General features: G+C 71.7%; 19 protein-coding genes. 3 read left to right on the top strand and 16 right to left on the bottom strand.

Translation table 11 applies throughout. The features are described from left to right. Positions 1 to 198 precede the first annotated feature (198 nt). Positions 199 to 1257: a ferrochelatase gene (hemH, locus tag K244_RS0112930; protein ID WP_020186696.1), complete on the bottom strand. Its 1059-nt coding sequence runs from the start codon at positions 1255 to 1257 to the stop codon at positions 199 to 201. A 108-nt stretch (positions 1258 to 1365) separates the two neighbouring features. Next, positions 1366 to 2226 (bottom strand): potassium channel family protein, encoded by an 861-nt coding sequence (locus K244_RS0112925; RefSeq protein WP_245259766.1) that lies wholly within the window; start codon positions 2224 to 2226, stop codon positions 1366 to 1368. Between the two features lie 157 nt (positions 2227 to 2383). Between K244_RS0112925 and K244_RS0112920 the strand changes: the two genes are divergently transcribed. Further along, positions 2384 to 2956, top strand: coding sequence for a Uma2 family endonuclease (locus tag K244_RS0112920; RefSeq protein WP_020186694.1), 573 nt, complete (start codon positions 2384 to 2386; stop codon positions 2954 to 2956). Between the two features lie 10 nt (positions 2957 to 2966). Here the strand turns inward: K244_RS0112920 and K244_RS0112915 are convergent, their stop codons facing one another. After that, positions 2967 to 3311: an antibiotic biosynthesis monooxygenase gene (locus K244_RS0112915; protein ID WP_020186693.1), complete on the bottom strand. Its 345-nt coding sequence runs from the start codon at positions 3309 to 3311 to the stop codon at positions 2967 to 2969. A gap of 129 nt (positions 3312 to 3440) precedes the next feature. Here K244_RS0112915 and K244_RS0112910 point away from each other — a divergent pair, with 129 nt between their 5' ends. Continuing rightward, complete coding sequence (locus K244_RS0112910; RefSeq protein WP_020186692.1) at positions 3441 to 4166, top strand: winged helix-turn-helix domain-containing protein; 726 nt, start codon at positions 3441 to 3443, stop codon at positions 4164 to 4166. Between the two features lie 5 nt (positions 4167 to 4171). On the opposite strand, the gene K244_RS0112905 is transcribed toward K244_RS0112910, so the two are convergent. The 12 genes from K244_RS0112905 to K244_RS0112855 form a co-directional block, all read right to left on the bottom strand. Beyond that, the gene (locus tag K244_RS0112905) at positions 4172 to 5125 is read right to left on the bottom strand and encodes a nickel/cobalt transporter (RefSeq protein ID WP_020186691.1); all 954 of its coding nucleotides are present in this window, start codon (positions 5123 to 5125) and stop codon (positions 4172 to 4174) included. Positions 5126 to 5133: 8 nt separating this feature from the next. Next, positions 5134 to 5793, bottom strand: coding sequence for a DUF1007 family protein (locus K244_RS0112900; protein ID WP_020186690.1), 660 nt, complete (start codon positions 5791 to 5793; stop codon positions 5134 to 5136). Positions 5794 to 5911: 118 nt separating this feature from the next. Then, positions 5912 to 6610 carry a DUF1045 domain-containing protein gene (locus K244_RS0112895; protein ID WP_020186689.1) on the bottom strand — a complete coding sequence of 233 codons (699 nt, stop codon included), beginning with the start codon at positions 6608 to 6610 and terminating at the stop codon, positions 5912 to 5914. Beyond that, positions 6607 to 7749, bottom strand: a complete 1143-nt coding sequence (locus K244_RS0112890; protein ID WP_020186688.1) for an alpha-D-ribose 1-methylphosphonate 5-triphosphate diphosphatase — start codon at positions 7747 to 7749, stop codon at positions 6607 to 6609. The genes K244_RS0112895 and K244_RS0112890 overlap by 4 nt, the downstream gene beginning before the upstream one ends. A 95-nt stretch (positions 7750 to 7844) precedes the next feature. Further along, positions 7845 to 9386 (bottom strand): gamma-glutamyltransferase, encoded by a 1542-nt coding sequence (locus K244_RS0112885; RefSeq protein ID WP_020186687.1) that lies wholly within the window; start codon positions 9384 to 9386, stop codon positions 7845 to 7847. Positions 9387 to 9632: 246 nt separating this feature from the next. Beyond that, positions 9633 to 10778, bottom strand: a complete 1146-nt coding sequence (locus K244_RS0112880) for a GTP-binding protein (RefSeq protein ID WP_020186686.1) — start codon at positions 10776 to 10778, stop codon at positions 9633 to 9635. Between the two features lie 107 nt (positions 10779 to 10885). Further along, complete coding sequence (locus K244_RS0112875) at positions 10886 to 11866, bottom strand: tyrosine recombinase XerC (RefSeq protein WP_020186685.1); 981 nt, start codon at positions 11864 to 11866, stop codon at positions 10886 to 10888. Positions 11867 to 12063: 197 nt separating this feature from the next. Continuing rightward, positions 12064 to 12987 (bottom strand): zinc ABC transporter substrate-binding protein, encoded by a 924-nt coding sequence (locus K244_RS0112870; protein ID WP_020186684.1) that lies wholly within the window; start codon positions 12985 to 12987, stop codon positions 12064 to 12066. A gap of 30 nt (positions 12988 to 13017) precedes the next feature. Further along, positions 13018 to 13893, bottom strand: a complete 876-nt coding sequence (locus tag K244_RS0112865) for a metal ABC transporter permease (protein ID WP_020186683.1) — start codon at positions 13891 to 13893, stop codon at positions 13018 to 13020. A 4-nt stretch (positions 13894 to 13897) separates the two neighbouring features. Further along, the gene (locus K244_RS0112860; RefSeq protein WP_024816487.1) at positions 13898 to 14638 is read right to left on the bottom strand and encodes an ABC transporter ATP-binding protein; all 741 of its coding nucleotides are present in this window, start codon (positions 14636 to 14638) and stop codon (positions 13898 to 13900) included. Further along, entirely contained in the window at positions 14635 to 14832 is a 198-nt protein-coding gene (locus K244_RS23640; RefSeq protein WP_155931730.1) for a hypothetical protein, read from the bottom strand. The genes K244_RS0112860 and K244_RS23640 overlap by 4 nt, the downstream gene beginning before the upstream one ends. Positions 14833 to 15169: 337 nt before the next feature. Then, complete coding sequence (locus K244_RS0112855) at positions 15170 to 15418, bottom strand: hypothetical protein (protein ID WP_020186681.1); 249 nt, start codon at positions 15416 to 15418, stop codon at positions 15170 to 15172. Between the two features lie 161 nt (positions 15419 to 15579). Here K244_RS0112855 and K244_RS0112850 point away from each other — a divergent pair, with 161 nt between their 5' ends. Continuing rightward, complete coding sequence (locus K244_RS0112850) at positions 15580 to 16590, top strand: hypothetical protein (protein WP_020186680.1); 1011 nt, start codon at positions 15580 to 15582, stop codon at positions 16588 to 16590. Positions 16591 to 16602: 12 nt separating this feature from the next. On the opposite strand, the gene K244_RS0112845 is transcribed toward K244_RS0112850, so the two are convergent. Continuing rightward, positions 16603 to 18186: an alpha-amylase family glycosyl hydrolase gene (locus tag K244_RS0112845; protein ID WP_020186679.1), complete on the bottom strand. Its 1584-nt coding sequence runs from the start codon at positions 18184 to 18186 to the stop codon at positions 16603 to 16605. Between the last annotated feature and the right edge of the window lie 27 nt (positions 18187 to 18213).

The raw sequence follows: 18213 nt of genomic DNA, 5'->3' as shown, positions 1-18213 counted from the left end.
AGCCCCCGTCGGTGCGGCGTTCGCCGCGAAAGGCGCGCCATACGCCCCGCGCGCGCCCTCACGAATCAGCGTCACCATACCCTTCGTGGCGAGTCGGCCCCAAGAGTCCATAACGAGTACGCGGGCGAGAAAGGCGCGATTGAGTCCTTCGGGAGACGGTATTATGGCGACGCCCGCGGCGGCGCCACGGCGTTTTCCTCAGATCCAGCCCATCAGTTCGCGGCGCACCACGTGCTCGATCACGCGCATGCCCTCCTCGCCGTCGTTGAGGCAGGGAATAGCCGCGAAGTTCTGGCCGCCGTTGTGGTGGAAGATCTCCGCGTTCTCGCCTGCGATCTCCTCCAGCGTCTCGAGGCAGTCGGCGGTGAAGCCCGGCATGCAGACCGCCAGGTTGCGCACGCCCTCCTTGGCGAGCGCCTCCACCGTCTTGTCGGTGTAAGGCTGCAGCCATTCCTCGGGGCCAAAGCGGGACTGGAAGGTGATCCGGAAGCGAGTCTCGTCGAGCCCCAGGGCCTCGCGCATCAGCCGCGCAGTCTTCTGGCACTGGCAGTGATAGGGGTCGCCCTTCGCCAGATAGGACTGGGGAACGCCGTGGAACGAAGCGAGGATGACCTCCGGCTCGAACGACAGTTTCGCCACTTCCTTCCGCAGCTGGCCGGTGACCGCCTCGATGTAGATCGGGTCGTCGGCCCACGGCGGCGCGACCCGAAGCACCGGCTGCCACCGCATCGCCTTCAGCGCGTCGAAGGCCTTGTCGCAGACGGTGGCGGAGGTCGCCGCGGCGTACTGCGGGTAGAGAGGCACGAGGAGGATGCGATCGCAGCCTTCCTTCTGCAGCGCCTCGATCCGCGATGGGATCGACGGGTTGCCGTACCGCATGGCCCAGTCCACCACGAGCTTCGGCGACGCCGAGGCGAGGCTCGCCGCGAGCTTCTCCGCCTGCGAGCGGGTGATGGTGCGGAGCGGGCTCTCGTCGCGCTCCTTGTTCCAGATCGATGCGTAGTCCTTGCCCTTCCGGCCGGGCCGGGTCGTGAGGATGATCCCGTTCAGCAGCGGCCACCAGATAATCCGCGGCGTCTCGATCACGCGGCGGTCGGACAGGAACTCCTTGAGGTAGCGCCGCATCGACCAGTAGTCGGTGCCGTCCGGCGTGCCGAGGTTCACGAGCAGCACGCCAATGCGGCCGACCTTCACCGGCGGATGGTCGGCGGGCAGGCGCACGGCGCGCATGTCGCCCTGGCTGAAGGGGGCGTTCATCAGACGGGTGGAACTCCTCGATTGGCTGGCCGGAACATAGTCGCCGACGCGCGGAAATACAGCCGACCCTCTCCGCCGTTACGGCGCGGAGAGCGCTGCGGATCGCGCTCAGTCGTCGTCGCCGTCCGGAATCTTCAGCGGATGGCCGCAGGCCTTGCAGTGCACCGCGTCGGGTTCGTGACGGGTCAAGGCGCATTGCGGACAGGAGAACGAGACCTTCCGGGGCCGGAAGATCGCCTGCGCCAGCCGCACGAACAGCGAGATGCCCACGATCATGACGACGACCGAGGTCATCCGCCCCCAGCCTCCCGGCAGGGTGATGTCGCCGAAGCCCGTGGTGGTGACGGTCGCCACCGTGAAGTAGAGCGCGTCGACGTAGGACGTGATCCCTTCGGCGCGGCCGGCGAAGCCGGTGTAGACGAATCCGGTCACCACCATCAGGAAGGTGGCGAGGTTGACCACCGCGCGGGTGGCGTCCTCCCAATGCGCGAGGCCATGGCGACGCAGGCCCCGCCAGATCGTGGGGCTGCGCGAGAGCGTCCAGATTCGCAGCGCCCGGAGGTACCCGAGGTTCGCGAACCAGGCGGGCGCGAGCAGGGTGACGAAGATGAAGACGTCGATCCAGACGTCCGGCCGGCGCATCCAGCGCTTCAGATCCGCCGCCGCGAGCGCCCGGGCGGTCAGGTCGAGGCCCACGACGATCGCGATCAGCACGTCGAGCCAGAGGTAGACCTGCTGGTCGCTGAGCGCCGGCGTCGCCAGGAAGAAGGCGATGATCGCGAGGTCGATCAGGACGACGACGCCCTGGAACCGGAGCGCGGCGCGGCTGTCGCCGTGGTAGAGCGCGTGCAGCGAGCGGCGGAACCGCGCGAAGCCGCCCCGTCCGCCGGGCGGCGGCCCATCGGGCGAGGGTTCGGCGCCCCCCGCGACGGGGGCGGCCGCTGCTGCGGCGTCTGTCATGTCGGGCAAGCGCCGCTCCGGGCGGGAGGTCGTCATCCCGCGCTAGATAGCGACCACGCGCCCCGCGGCAAACGCGCCTCTCGACGAAGGCAGAAGGCTTCGAAGACGAGGCGGAAGAAACCGGTCGTGCTATGCTCCCCTCGATGGCAGCGCGGAGGCGTCGTCGATGGCGGAACTGAAGCTCACCCGCATGACCCAGGACGAGTTCCTGGAGTGGCAGCAGTCTCAGGATCGGAACTACGAGCTGGTCGACGGCCTGCCTGTCCTGCCGCTCAAGGCGATGACCGGCGCGACGCGTGGACACGATCGCGTTGTCGTGAACATCCTGCGGGAGTTCGCGAATCAACTGCGCCGCAAGCCCTGCCAACCGACGACAGATGACCTGGCGCTGAAGATCCCCGCCGGCAACGTGCGTCGACCGGACGTCGTCGTCGAGTGCGGGGGAACCGACCTGAAGGAAACGGTTGCCTCCGAGCCCCGGCTCGTCGTCGAGGTGCTCTCGCCCAGCACCATGAACTTCGACCGGGTGCGCAAGCTCGACGAGTACAAGTCCGTGCCGTCGCTGCGCTACATCCTGCTGGTCGACACCGAGAAGCCGCAGATGACGCTGCACGTGCGCGACGCTTCCGGCTGGACGCCGCACCACCACGAAACGCTGGAGGCGACGCTGGACCTGCCCGAGATCGGGTGTCGGCTTGACGCCCGCGACGTGTTCGAGGGGCTGCCGTTCGGAGACTGAAAACGCCGCGTCAGCCGTGGAGCGCGAGCGAGTCCGCGGGCGCCTCCGCGCGCTCGTCCATGCCGTAGTCGCGGATGACAGACGCGACCCGCAAGCGATAGCCGGCGAACACCTCCTCGCGGCCGGCGAGCTGCGCCGCGCGATGGCGCGTGAGCGCGCGCCAGGCCGCGACCGCCTCCTCGTCGCGCCAGATCGACAGCGACAGGTACTTGCCCGGCGTCGTCACGCTCGCGAAGCGCTCCACCGAGATGAAGCCGTCGATGGTTTCGACATCGGCCTTCAGGGCGCCCGCCATGGCGAAGTAGTCGTCCGTGCGGCCCTCGGCGGGGGTGACCTCGAAGATGACGGCGATCATGGGCGGCTCCTCACGCGGGCAAGGCCCGAACCTGCCCGCCGCGCCCGGCGCCCCGCAAGTCAAAACGCGTCGACGCGGGCCGAAGCCTTCGCGCTCGCGGGCCCGCCTGCGCGGGCGTAACCTCCCTCCATGACCGCGCCCGCAGATCCTTTCATCGCCGAAGCCGCCGCCCTGATCGGCGACCCGACCCGCGCCCGCATGCTGGGCGTGCTGATGGACGGCCGCGCCCGCACGGCGAAGGAGCTCGCAAGCCTCGCGGGGGTCTCGGCCCCGACCGCGAGCGGGCATGTGGCCAAGATGACCGCGGCGGGCCTCGTGTCGGTCGCGGCGCAGGGGCGGCGTCGCTACGTGCGTCTGGCCGGCGCCGAGGTCGCCGAACTGATCGAGCGGCTGATGACCTTCGCCGGAGTCGCGCGCCCCGCGACGCGGCCCCGCACGCCCGCCGAGGCCGCCTTCCGCGAGGCGCGGACCTGCTACGATCATCTGGCCGGCCGGCTGGCGGTGGAGCTCGTCGCGGCGCTGCTCGCGCGCGATCTGCTGCGGCGCGGGCACGACGGCTTCGAACCGACGCTCGCCGGCGAGCGCTGGTTCCGCGCGCGAGGGGTCGCCGCCGCCCGCGCGCGCTGCTCCCCGCGCGCCTTCGCCCGCTGCTGCCTCGACTGGAGCGAGCGGCGGGACCACCTCGCGGGGGCGCTCGGCGCCGCGCTGCTCGAGGCGCTGGTCGACGGCGGCGTCCTCGCCCGCCGGAAGGACGAGCGCACGCTCGACGTCACCACGATGGGGCGGCGGTTCTTCGCCGAAGAGGTCGGCGTTCCGGCCGCCCGCGCGGTCGAGCGGTCCAGCGTTCCGGCCTGAACGGTTCAGGCCGGCGCGCCGACGCCGGTGAGCAGCAGCCCCGCGAGCATGATCGCCCCGAAGGCGAACACCACCAGCGCGGCCAGGGTCTCGAGGCCCGCCAGCGCCACGGCGCCGGCGCCGGGCCGGGCGGCGGCGAGGCGAAGCGCGAGGCCCTTCGCCCCCACCGCGAGAGCGGCGATCGCCGCGACGGTGACGGCGGTTCCCGCGGCCATGGCGAAGGTCGCGGCGACGCCCGCCCAAAGAATCCCCTGCGCGAGCGCGAACACCAGCACCACCAGCGCGCCGGTGCAGGGACGGAGGCCGATCGCGAGCACCGCCGCGCCGGCGCGGCGCCAGTCCACCCGACCCTCGACGAGTCTTGGATCGACGCCGTGCTCGTGCGCGCAGTCCGGGCCGTGGACATGGGCGGATCGGCCGTTGAGCGTGCGAAGCAAGCCGCGCCCCTTGCGCCAGATCAGCGCGACGCCGAGCGCCAGGATCACGGCGTAGCTCGCCGCCTCCAGCCACCAGGTCGCGACGCCCATCGCCATGCTGGTGGCGCCGAGGACCACCGCGATCAGGCCCACGGCTGCGATGGCCGTCACGGCCTGCGCCAGCGCGGCGAGCGTCGAGAGCGCGACGCCCCGGCGGAAGCCTTCGCCGGTCGCGATCAGGTAGGAGGAGATCACCGCCTTGCCGTGGCCCGGCCCCGCGGCGTGGAACACGCCGTAGGCGAAGGAGAGGGCGGCGAGGGAAAACAGCGCGGTATTGTCGGTCTTGGCGGCGCGGATCGCGGCCGACAACGACCGGTAGAAGCTCGATTGCTCCTCGGCGATCCAGCCCAACAGGCCGCCCACTGCGGGCGCGCCGCCGGGACCGTCCGGCCGGCCGACGCCGAAGGGGCCGGCTGCTTGGGCGAACGCGTCCGCCGCGTTTGCCAGCGCGACCAGCGCGAGCGCTGCGCCTGCGACGAGCACGAGCCGCCTCACGACGCGCAGGAGACCGAGATCGTGTTGGAGAACTGTGCGCCGAAGTTCGCGCCGGGCGAAAGCCCGGTGAAGAAGCTCTCGGACAGCTTCTTGGAGGTCGCCGCGTCGGGCTCCTTCGGACGGGCGACGTCGAGCGCGCAGCCCGCCGGCGCCTCGACGAGCGTCGCCGGATGGTCCTTGGCGAACTCGAAGGCGACGAAATAGGTGGGGTCGTAGACCTCGACCTTCAGCGGCGCGCCCTTCGGCGGCGCGTTGTCCTTCACCGGCAGGGTGAAGTGCAGGATCAGGAGACCCTTCGGCGTCTGCTCCAACCAGTAGTCGACGGGTTCGGCGAAGCCGACCTTCTTGTCGCCCTCGCGGCTGAAGGTGAAGAAGCCGAACTCCTTGAGCGAGGTGACGTTGACCTCAGCCAGCGGCTGCAGCTCCTCGCGGCTGAACTTGCCGTCTCCGTTGGCGTCGAGCCCCTGGGTCGCGAACGACGAGAACATCTCGTCGAAGGTCCAGGCGTGGCGCACGGAGACCATTCGCCCGTCCGCGCCGAAGACGATCTCGCTGCGAGCCGTCACCCACACATGAGGATGCGCTTCGGCGACAAAGGGAACGAGGGCGGCGATCGCGGCGAGGAGGCCGCACAGGGCGAGGCGAAGCGTCGTCATCGGCGGTCGGTTCGCTCCTGCGGGGATCACGTGCGGCGCATGCGCGTCATCGCCCCGGAGTGCGGCCGAAACGCGGCGGCTGCAAGCCCCTGTTCAGAGTGCGCGCCGGCGCGGACGCTCATCCCTGGAACACGAACCGGTCCACGATCCGAAAACCTTCGGCCGGGTTTTCCTCGACGAACAGGGTGACCGCGTTGACCTCGGTCGCCGCGGCGCCGACGTGGTCCGCGTAGAGCCGGGCGAGCGCCTCGACGGTGGGCGCGACGTCCTCGTCGGCCAGGGCGCCCGTTAGCGTCATGTGGAATCGGAAATCCTCGAACACATAGGGGTAGCCCCAGCGCTCGAGCGCGCCTGTCTGGCGCTCGGTCAGGGGCGCCTCCAGCCGCCGCGCGCGCTCGGCGGCGTTGGCGGCGGCGCGGAAGCCATCGAAGGCCTCGACGCAGCCGTCGGACAGGCGCGCGAGCTCGGGGGCCTCGCGTTCCGGGACGAGCGCGACGAACGACCCAAGGGCGGCCACCTTCAGCGGCGGCAGCGGAAACGGCGCCTGCGTCCGGGCGAAGGCGCGGCCGGCGGCGATGAGATCGTCCTCGCTCGCCGACGCAGACAGCCGAAACGGCGCCTTCAGCGTGCCATGGAAGCCGTAGCGCCGCGGGGACGCCGTCATCTCCGCCCAACGCTTGGGCTTTACGTCGAGCGGCCGAAGCGCCGTGACGGGCGCCGCTGTTGCGGCGTCATAGCCGAGCACACGGCAGCCGAAGGTCCAGAGCGCGCTTTCCGGCGGCGGCGCGTAGTAGATCGCATAGCGGGGGTCGCTCATGTCACCCTCTCTCCTGCGACGACGACCTCACGGACGACCGGCGTGCGGCCTGCGAAGCGCAGACGGACGAGGTCGGCCCGCAGGCCCGGAGCGAGCCGCCCGCGGTCGGCGAGACCGAGCATGGCGGCGGGACGGGAGGTCACGAAGCCGAAGGCTTGCGCGAGCGTGATCGGGCTGGCGTCGGCCGTAAGGCGTTCCACCGCCTGCAGCAGGCTGGACGGCACGTAGTCCGACGACAGTGCGTCGAGCAGGCCGTGCTCGGCCAATTCGATGGCCGAGACCCCGCCGGAGTGCGACCCGCCGCGCACCACGTTCGGCGCGCCGGCGACCGTGGCGAGACCAGCAGCCTTTGCCGCCTGCGCGGCCTTGAGCGTGGTCGGGAACTCGGAGATCGCGCAGCCGTCGGCCGCGGCCTCGGCCACGTGCGCTTCGGTTGTGTCGTCGTGGCTCGCGAGCGGCGCGCCGCGCGCCTTGAACAGCGCCACCACCTGGGGACGGTTGCGGGCGGCGTTCTCCGCTCCTGCCGCCATGCGCCGGGCGAGCATCTCGTCGGCCGCGGTCTCGGACAGGCCATTGCTGGTCATGAAACGCTTCAGGGTCGCGATGTCCCGCCACTGCCGCTGGCCGGGCGTGTGGTCCATCAACGAGCCGAGGCGCACGAGGTCAGACCCCAGCTGGTCGTTGAGGTCGCCGATCAGCGCCGGGTCGGTCAGCTCGCAGCGCAGGTGGATGCGGTGCTCGATCCGGAACGCCTTTTCGCGCACGCCCTGTTCGATCGCCGCCACCATGTCGGGGAAGATCGCGCGGCGGTAGTCGTTCTTGGCGTCGTAGCCGCCGGCGCACAACGCGTCGTAGACCGTGGTGACGCCGGACGCCGCCATCTGCGCGTCGTGCACCAGCGCCGCCGCGAGCGGGTTCGGCCACACCACGCCGGGCCGCGGTACGAAGTGCTTCTCGAGGTTGTCGGTGTGGATCTCGATCAGGCCGGGCGCCAGCAGGTCGCCTTCGAGGTCGATCGCGCCCGGAGCGGAGGAGCGGCCCTCGGAGACGTCGCGGATGACGCCGTCCCGGTGCGCCAGCGTGCCGGTGACGATCGCGTCGTCGAGCACGAGGCGGGCGTTGGTGAGGACGGTTTCCATCGGGCGGCTTTGGGCGTCTCGAAAGCTCGGCCGGCGGCCGAAGGTTGCGGCTAGATAGGCCGGCCGAGCCGCGATGGGAACCTGCGCCCCTGGCGTCAGACCCCGAGCGCCGCCCCTTCGCCACGGGGGTCGGCGCCGGCCTCGATGCGGCCGGAAGCCTCGCGAATGAGGGCCGCCGGCACCGCGAAGCCTGATCTCTCCACAGCGACGCGATGTCCCATCCGATCGAGCCGATCCGCGACTTCGCCGTCGAAGCCCTCCTCCAGCGCCAGCAGCGCGTCGCCGTCCGGTCCGCGGCGAAGCGCGATCCGCGGGGCGGCGAGGGCGGTCGCGAAATCCCGCTCGAAGCCGAGGCGGCGAAGCGCGAGCGCCGTAGCCGCCAGCGGCGGCCGGTCGCCGGCGCCGAAGACCGCGACGCGCCCGTCCAGCATGGCCATCAGCGGGGCAGAGAGCGGATCGCAGGCGGCGGCGCCGGGGCGGAGCGGCTCGTCGCCTTCGAGCGCGAAGGCCGCGCCGCGGTTTGCGAGCAGCACGCCGGTCGACGCCGAGACCACGCCGGCGCCGAAGGGCGACAGCAGGCTGTGCGTGACGCTGACCGCGCGGCCCGCGGCGTCGATCACGCCGATCCAGCCCGCGCCGCCGAGGGCAAGGGCCGGGAGCATGAGCGGCGTCGCGCGGGCGCGGTCGAGCGCGCCAGCCGCCGCGTCGAGCGCTTCCGGCTCCAGGCGGGCGGAGGCGGCGTCGCGGGGGCGGTCGTCGGCCTCGGCCTCGCGGCGCAGCGCCTCGACGCGCTTCGCGGCCTCCGCCGCGGCGTGGACGAAGACGGCGTCGTCGTCGCGGTGGAGCTTCAGCCGCTCCAGCAGAGCGACCAGGGCGGGCGTCGAGAGCTCGGCGTCGAACACTGCGCCGCTTTTGATCCGCGCGACGAGCGCCGCCCGCGGCCGGGCTTCGACGCGCCTGAGGTCCTCGCGCGCGAGCGGGACGCCGAGGCGCTCGAGGTCGGCCGCCAGCTCGCGAGAGAGGTCGCCGTCGTAGAGGTCGCGGAGACCGGAGCGCACGAGATGGTCGAGCGCGTCGGCCAGCCGCGGCGGGCGCAGCGTGGCGCCCGCGGCGGGCGCGGCCTTGTCGATGAGGAACGCGGCCTGGAATCCCTCGTCCTCGGGGAGAGTCGGGAGCGCGTCGGCCAGCGCGTGGGCGAGCCCGGGCGAAACGGGAAAGCCCTCGCGGGCGTAACGCAGCGCGTCGGCGAACAGGACTTGGCGCGGCAGGCGGCGGCTCGAAAGCTCCAGCGCCGCGCGCCAGCCTTCGACCGATCCCGGCGCGACGAAGGCCGAGAGCGGCCCGCGGGCCGGGACGGCGCCATGGCCGCGGGCGTGGAAGAAGGCCGGGGTCGCGCGTCGCCCGGCGAGGCCGCGGGCCTCGATCACGCCGACCGCGCCGTGCGGCTCGCGAAAGGTCCAGACGGCGTCGGCCGCGAGCGAACTCAGCTGCGGCGCGACGACGGCGAGCGTCGCGGCCATCGCGACGGCCGCCTCGAAGGCGTCGCCGCCTTCGCCGAGGATCAGCCGGCCGGTCTCCGCGGCCTCGCGGCAGGGGGCGGCCACGGCCCCCCGCGTGGAGACGACGATGTCGGACATGGGCTCGAGCCTGACGTGGTGGGAGGTCGGAATGCGCGTCGTGGAGAGTGCGTGCTTCGAGACGCGCCTTCGGCGCTCCTCAGCATGAGGAGCCTTCGAGCGTCGGCAAGCTAAGGCGGCCCCAGTCTGTTCAACCGCCTCATGCTGAGGAGCCTCGGCGGAGCCGAGGCGTCTCGAAGCACGCGCTTGGCCGAAGCTGCGTCATGCCCGCTGGCCGGGCATGACGCGTGAGACAGGGCGATGAGCTCAGGCCGCGCAGGCCTCGAAGCCTGCGCGCAGCTTGGCCTCGTCGAGCTCCTTGCCGATGAACACCAGCTTCGAGCGGCGGGTCTCGTCGGCCTTCCACTCACGCTGCAGGTCGCCGTCGAGGATCATGTGCACGCCCTGGAACACGAAGCGGCGATCCTCGCCCTTGAACGCGAGAATGCCTTTCCAGCGCAGGAAGTTCTGCCCGTCGGACTGCGCCAGCGCGTTGACCCAGGGCATGAACTTGTTGGGGTCGACCTCGCCGGGGATCTCCAGCGCGACCGACTGCATGGTCTCGTCGTGGTAGTGCTTCAAGCCGCCGTGCGAATGCTCGCCGTGGCCATGATCCTTGTGCGCATGGCCATGGTCTTCATGGGCGTGGTCATGCCCGTGATCGTGGCCGCAGCCGCAGTCCGGCCCATGCGCGTGATGGTCGTGACCGTGGCCATGGGCGTGGTCGTGATGGCTGTGGTCGTGGTCGTCGTCGGCCTCCAGGAAGGCAGGCTCCAGCGCCAGGATGCGGTCTAGGTCGAACGCGCCCTTGTCCAGCACCTCGTCCAGCGCGACGGCGCTCTTCACCGTGCGGATGACGCGGGCGTAGGGGTTGATGCCGCGGATGCGGGCCTCGACCTCCTCCAGCTCGTCCTTGGTGACGAGGTCGGTCTTGTTGAGCAGGATCACGTCGGCGAAGGCGATCTGGTTCTTGGCCTCCGGCGCGTCCTTCAGCCGGTCCGTCAGCCACTTTGCGTCGGCGACGGTGACGACAGCGTCGAGCCGGGCCTTCCGGCCCACCTCCTCGTCGATGAAGAAGGTCTGCGCGACGGGCGCCGGGTCGGCGAGGCCGGTGGTCTCGACGATGATCGCGTCGAACTTGCCCTTGCGCTTCATCAGGCCTTCGAGGATGCGGATCAGGTCGCCGCGCACGGTGCAGCAGATGCACCCGTTGTTCATTTCGAACACTTCCTCGTCGGCGCCGACCACGAGGTCGTTGTCGATGCCGATCTCGCCGAACTCGTTGACAATGACCGCGTATCTCTTGCCGTGGGGCTCGGAGAGGATACGGTTGAGCAGGGTGGTCTTGCCGGCGCCGAGATAGCCGGTGAGCACGGTGACGGGCGTCTTGTCGGATGCGGCCGCGAGCGACATGGAGCCTCCGGGGGCAGGCGCGGCCAGGAGACGGGCCGCTTCGGGATGGATGGGTCGCGCCTGATATAGCGACGCCGGGCCCCGGCGTCACGGGCGCGAACGTGCCGTCACGCCCGCGTGCGGGCCCGGGGGTGAAACTGCTGGTGCACCGCGACGAGCCGGGCGGCGTCGACCTCCGTGTAGATCTGCGTGGTCGAGAGGCTGGCGTGGCCGAGCAGCTCCTGGATCGTCCTCAGGTCGCCGCCGCGCGAAAGCAGATGGGTCGCGAAGGAATGGCGGAGCGCGTGCGGCGTCGCGCTGTCGGGCAGGCCCAGCCCGCCGCGCATGCGCGCCACCGCCGCCTGCACGATGCGCGGGTTCAGCGGACCGCCCTTCGCGCCCACGAACAACGGACTGGAAGCCGTGAACGTCCAGGGGCAGTCCTTGAGATAGGCCGCGATGGAGGCCTGCACTGCGGCGATGACGGGCAGCTGGCGCGTCTTGCCGCCCTTGCCGGTGACCTCGATGCGGTCGACGCCGTCGACCGGCGCCTGCGCCCGCGTGAGCGACAGCGCCTCCGAGATGCGCAAGCCACAGCCGTAGAGCAGCGCGATCACCGCCGCGTCGCGGGCCAGCACCCAGCCCTCGCGCTCCTCGCCCGCGCGGGTGTCGGCGTCGGCGAGCGCGCGGGCCGCGGCCGGCGAGACCGGCTTCGGCAGGCTGCGCGGGATCTTCGGCGAGCGCACCGCCGCGAAGGCCGACGCCTCGCCGCGGCCGGTGCGGGCGAGGAAGCGCGCGAGCGAGCGGCTCGAGGCCAGCGCACGCATCAGCGAGCGGCTGACCAGCCCCTCCGCCCGCCGGGCGGCGAGGAAGGCGCGCAGGTCGCGGGGCGTCAGCGCGGTGAGGTCGTCCAGCGAGGCCGGCGCGCCGAGATGGGCCTGCAGGAAGGCGAGAAAGATGCGGACGTCGCGGCCATAGGCCTCGACTGTGTTCGCCGACAGCCGCCGCTCGGTCGCGAGGTGCCGCAGCCAGTCCGCATAGGCCAGACGAAGGTCCGGCGCCGCGGGAAGCAGCAGGTCGTCGAGGGTCTGGGCGCCGGGCGACGTCATGGGCGTGAGGATGGTCGCAAGGGGTTAAGGTTTTCGGGTTGAACGTCCGGCTGGACAATTTGCGGAACGGACGTGTCGGGACGGCGGCGTCCCGTCATGGTCCGGCTTGACCGGACCATCCATGTCGGACGTCGAACTCGGCGTCGAAGATGGGTCCTCCGGTCAAGCCGGAGGACGACGGCGGCGCGATCCCCGGCTCAGCTCGACAGCGCCGCGGTCAGCTCGCGGAGGTTCGAGCGCATCATGTCGACGTAGGTTCCCGCAGGGCCGTTCGGGCCCGACAGCGCGTCGGAGTAGAGCGTGCCGCCCACCGCCGCGCCGGTCTCCTTGGTGATGCGCTCCACCAGCCGCCTGTCGGTGATGTTCTCGACGAACACCGCCGGGATCTCCTCCGCCTTGATCTGACGGACGATCTTGGCGACGTCCTTGGCGGAGGCCTCCGCCTCGGGCGAGACGCCCTGCGGCGAGATGATCTCCACGCCGTAGGCCTTGGCGTAATACCCGAAGGCGTCGTGCGAGGTGATGATCTTGCGGCGCTCCGCCGGAATCTTGGCGAGGCCTGCGCGGATCTCGGCGTCAAGCGCGTCGAGGGTCGCGAGGTAGGCCGTCGCGTTCGCCTCGTAGGCCGTCTTGCCCTCGGGGTCGGCCGCGATCAGCGCGTCGCGGATGTTCGCCACATAGAGCTTGGCGTTGGGCACCGACTGCCAGGCGTGCGGGTCGGTCACCTCGTGGCCGCGCCCATGGTCGTGGCCTTTGGCATGGCCGTCGTCCTCGTCCTCCATCTTCTGGGCCGGGACGCCCTTGGAGGCAATCACCACCGTTCCCTTGGCGCCGGAGGATTTCGCGAGCCGGCCGATCCAGCCTTCGAGGCCGAGGCCGTTCTCGAAGATCACGGTCGCCGCGGCGGCCTTCTTGGCGTCGGCGGGGGCGGGGGAGAACACGTGGGCGTCGCCGTCGGGGCCGACGAGCGTCTCGACCGCCACGCGGTCGCCGCCGACCTGACGTACGAGGTCGCCGAGGATCGAGAAGGTCGCGAGCGCCTTGACCGGCTCGGCGGCGGCGGGCGAGACGACGAACGCGGCCGTGACCGCGGCGGCGAGGAGAGAGCGCATCCGCATCATGAAAACCTCCGGAAGGTGACGTTCGGGCGGTCAGGCCGCCCTGTGGTGGCGCGGCGGCGCGAGCCGCCAGAGCACGCCGCCGGACCAGCCGACGGCGACGGAGACGAGGTAGAGGACGCCGGCCGACAGGATGATCGCGGGCCCGGTCGGCAGGTCGAGGTGGTAGGAGACGAGGAGGCCGGCGACGCTTGCGAGGCTCGCGACCAGGATCGCGACCGCGAACATCGGCGTCAGCGCGTTCGACCAGAAGCGCGCGGCCGCCGCCGGGAGCATCATGACGCCGACCGCGAGCAGCGTGCCGAGCGCCTGGAACCCAGCCACGAGGTTCAGCACCACAAGGCTGAGGAAGATGAAGTGCACCGGGCCGCCCGCGCGGCTCACCGAGCGCAGGAAGCCGGGGTCGACGCATTCCAGCACCAGCGGCCGGTAGATCAGCGCGAGCGCCACCAACGTGACGCTGGCGACGCCGGCGAGCAGCAGCATGGCCTGGTCGTCGAGCGCGAGCACCGAACCGAACAGCACGTGCAGCAGGTCGACGTTGGAGCCCTTGAGCGAGACCAGCGTGACGCCGAGCGCGAGCGACAGCAGGTAGAACGAGGCGAGCGCCGCGTCCTCCTTCAGCACGGTGGTGCGGGCGACGAGGCCGGTGAGCAGCGCGACCGAGACGCCTGCGACGAGGCCGCCGAGCGTCATCGCCGGCAGCGACAGCCCGGCCACGAGGAAGCCGACCGCGGCTCCGGGAAGAATGGCGTGCGCCATGGCGTCCCCGGTCAGGCTCATGCGCCGCAGCATCAGAAACACGCCGATCGGCGCCGCGCCCAGCGACAGCGCGAGCGAGCCCACCAGCGCCCGCCGCATGAAGGCGAACTCGGCGAAAGGACCGACGAGGGCGTCGTAGAGGGTCATGGCGTCAGGCCGCGTTCGCGGCGCAGAACGGCGCGGCGTCGTCGAACGCCTCGGTCATGGCGCGGGCCTCGAGCAGGCGCTCAGGACGGAGCGCCTCCGCGGTCGGCCCCCAGGCCACCGCGCGACGGGCGAGCAGCAGCGTCTCGGGGAAGGCGCGGCGGACCATGTCCATGTCGTGCAGCACCGCGATCACCGTGCGGCGCTCGGAATGCCAGCGCGCGACCAGCGCCAGCAGGTCCTCGACCGTCTTGGCGTCGATGGCGGCGAAGGGCTCGTCGAGCAGGATGACGGAGGCGTCCTGCAGCAGCAGCCTGGCGAACAGCGCCCGCTGCAGCTGGCCGCCGGAGAGCGTGCCGATGGCGCGGCGCTCGAACCCGGTGAGGCCGACGCCGGCGATCGATTCCGCGACCCGCGCCCGGTCCGCGCGGCCGACGCCGCCGAACAGGCCGGTGCGGCGCCAGAGGCCGGTGGCGACGAGGTCGAACACGTCGATCGGGAAGCTGCGGTCGAGCTCGGCGGCCTGGGGCAGGTAGGCGATGTCGCGGGGACCGAGCGCGCCGCGGTCGATGCGCCCGCCGAGCGGCTCGATCGCGCCGACGAGGCCCTTGAGCAGGGTGGATTTGCCCGCGCCGTTCGGCCCCACAACCGCAAGCAGCGCGCCGGGCGCGACGGCGCCGTCGAGGTGGTGCACGGCGGGGTGACGGTCGTAGCCGAGCGTCACGTCCTCGAGCCGGAGCGCGCTCATGCCAAAGCCCATGCGACGGCGCCCCACAGCAGGATCAACGCCGCGGCGACGCCGCCGAGCCGGCCGAGCGCGGATGTTCGCAGCAGCGAGGCGGCGGGGGTCTGCGCGCGGGGGGCATGGCCATGCTTGTGTGAGCCGTGGCCATGCGCCCCGTGATCGTGGGCGTGATGCTCGTGGGCGTGTGTGGACGTCATGGCGAACTCGGTCAGGCGCGGGAGCGTCCTATGCGGAATGTTATATAGTAACGTTCTCGCGATGCAAGTTGGATCGTGCCGAGCCCCGCCCATGCCGTCCGACAAGCCGGCGACGAAAAAGCGCGGGCGTCCCTCCCTCGCCAGAGGGGAGGGTGGACGGGCGAGCCCGGCCGGGTGGGGTGGGCCTAGGATGAGGCTCGCTAAGCCGAGCCGCGCTCTACGCCCAAGATCCCACCCGACCTCGGCCTGTCGGCCGAGGCCACCCTCCCCAAGCTCCGCTTGAGGAGGGATGCCCGCGTCCTGTTCTGAAACCGAAGAGAGGGGAGGAAGCCGTCCGTCAGCGCGGCGTGCGCAGCGGCTCCTGCTTCAGCGCGGCGCGGACGAATTTGACCACGATCCAGACGCCGATCGCGAGGCCGGCCGCTTCGAGCGCGTAGGCCCCGATCTCGCCGAGGCCGAAGAACCCGGCGATCGCCCAGCCGCCGGCGACGGAGGCGGCGATGGTCTGCGTCGCGATCAGCACCGTGGCGCCGGCGAGCGTGACCACGCGCTTGACGTCGAGCGAACCGGCGGAAGCGTCGGGCACGGGCGAACTCCGGAGTGTCGGGGCAGCGCGGCCGCCCAAGGGGTCGAGCCTTTTACCACGATCCATGGAGCGGTCGAGAGGGGCCGGCTTGCGAAGCCGGCCCGCGCGCCTGTATGCCTCACGCTCCTTACCCTTCGATCCCGAACGGACACGCGCGCCTCATGTCCATGCCCACCGACGCCGGCTACCCCTCGCTGACCGATCGGCTGACGCCGATCGAGGCCGGGGCCTATGTCGTCGCCGCGACCTTCCTGGGCGGCGCCGCGGCCTTCGCGCTCGGCGACGGGGCGGTGCTGTTCGTGGGCGACGACGGCGAACTGCGCGTGCCGGCGCATGACGGCGGCGTGGTGTCGACGGCGGTCGCGCCGAACCTGCTCGTCACCGGCGGCGACGACGGCAAGGTACTGAAGTTCGCGGCCGGCGACACGCCGGAGCCGGTGGGCGAGGCCAAGGGCTGGATCGACGCGGTCGCGATCGGCCCGGACGGCGCGGTCGCCTGGTCGGCCGGCAAAAAGGTGTTCGCCCGCGACGGCAAGGGCGACGTCCGCACCTTCGAGTCGCCCTCGGCCGCCCGGGGCCTGGCCTTCGCGCCGAAGGGCTACCAGCTCGCGGTCTCGCGCTACAACGGCGTCTCGCTTTGGTTTCCGCGCACCGAAGGCGCGCCGAAGGAGCTGACCTGGAAGGGCAGCCACATCGACGTGAGCTTCGCGCCCGACGGCAAGTTCGTTGTGACGACCATGCAGGAGAACGCGCTGCACGGCTGGCGGCTGTCCGATGGCGCGCACATGCGGATGACCGGCTACCCCGGCAAGGTGCGCTCGGTGGACTGGACGTCGGACGGCAAGTGGCTAGCCTCCGCCGGCGCCGACGCCGCCATCATCTGGCCGTTCCAGTCGAAGGACGGGCCCATGGGCAAGGCCCCGAAGGAGCTCGGCATCCGCCCCGCGCGCGTCTCCCGCGTCGCGGCGCATCCGAAGGCGCCGGTGGTGGCGCTCGGCTACGAGGACGGTTGCATCCTGCTCGCCCGCCTGTCCGACGGGGCGGAGATCCTCGGCCGCAGTCCGGGCGAGGGCGGCCCGGTCACAGCGCTCGGCTGGGACCGCATCGGCTCTCGCATCGCCTTCGGCACGGAAGACGGCAAGGCCGGGATCGTGGCGCTGCCCGAAGGCTGAGCGCCGGCGCGCTCAGCCCTCGATCGCCAGCACCAGCCCCTCGTCGGCGCGCAGCGCCAGCGCCCCTGCGGGCTCCGGCCCTTCGCGGTCGAGATGGGTTGAGAGCAGCGTGCGCGTCGGCGCGCCGGCCTCGAACGTGGCGGGCCTCGGTCCGAGGTTCAGCACGACCAGCAGGCGAGCCTCGCCGTCCTGCCGTCGATAGGCGAGCAGGTCGCCCTCGGCCGCGACCGCCTCGTAGGTTCCAAGCGCGAGCGCCGGCGCGGCGCGGCGGAGCGCGAGCAGCCGGCGGTGCAGCGCGAGCATGGAGCGGGGATCGGCGGCCTCCGCCGCGACGTTGCGGGGCGCGCCGTCGCCGAGCGGCAGCCAGGGCGCCGCCGTCGAGAAGCCGGCGTTCGGCCCGTCGTCCCAGGGCATCGGCGTCCGGCAGGGGTCGCGCCCGCCGACGCCGGGTTCGCGCAGCGCCCAGGGGTCGCGCAGCGCCTCGGGCGGGACGACGCCGTCCATCAGGCCGATCTCGTCGCCGTAGTAGAGCGTCGGCGTCCCGCGCAGCGTCAGGAGCAGCATGGCCGCGACCCGGGCCTGGGCGCGGCCGAGGCGGCTCGCGACGCGCGTCTGGTCGTGGTTGCCGAGCACCCAGTTCGGCCAGCCGCCGGGAGGCAACGCCTGCTCGTAGTCCGCGATCAGGCGGGCGAGTCCGCGCGCGTTCCAGGGCGCGAGGATCAGGTGGAAGTTGAACGGCAGCTGCGCGCCGGTGAGGTCCGGACCGTAATAGGCCATCAGCCGCTCGAACGGCAGGTAAAGCTCGCCGATGAGCACGCGGTCGCCGGGGTAGGCGTCGAGCGTCGCCCGCAGCTCCCGCGTCACCTCGATCGCCTCCGGCTGGTCGGCGGAATGGACCTGCAGGACGCGCGCGATCTCCGGCATGCCGGGGCCGTAGTCGGGGTTCGGCGGGTTGTCGCGGAAGTCGATGTCCTTGATCAGGTGCCACAGCACGTCGACGCGAAAGCCGTCGACGCCGCGGTCGAGCCAGAAACGCAGCGCGTCGATCATCGCGGCGCGCACCTCCGGGTTGCGCCAGTTCAGGTCGGGCTGCTCGCTCAGGAAGGCGTGGTGGTAGTACTGGCCGGAGGCCTCGTCGTAGGTCCAGGCCGGCCCGCCGAAGTTGCTGACCCAGTTGTTCGGCGGACCGCCTCCGGGCGCGGGGTCGCGCCAGATGTACCAGTCGCGCTTCGGCGCGTTTCGGCCGGAGCGGCTGTCCACGAACCACGGGTGCCGGTCCGAGCTGTGGTTGGGCACGAAGTCGAGGATGAGCTTCAAGCCCCGCGCATGCGCCTCCGCGATCAGGCGGTCGACGTCGGCGAGCGAGCCGAAGATCGGATCGACGCCGCAGTAGTCCGCGACGTCGTAGCCGAAGTCGGCCATCGGCGAGGGGTAGATCGGCGAGATCCAGAGCGCGTCGACGCCGAGCTCCACGAGATGGCCAAGCCGGCTGCGGATTCCTTCCAGGTCGCCGACGCCGTCGCCATCGGTGTCCTGAAACGAGCGCGGATAGACCTGATAGATCGCCGCGCTCTTCCACCAGGGCGTGTCGGTCATGGATCGATCCTGGAAGCTGGCGTCAGG

Origin of the sequence: Methylopila sp. 73B (assembly GCF_000526315.1) — a bacterium.
GTDB lineage: Bacteria > Pseudomonadota > Alphaproteobacteria > Rhizobiales > Methylopilaceae > Methylopila.
Note: the sequence above shows the minus strand (reverse complement) of the source record. Positions and strands in the feature narration are given on the sequence as shown.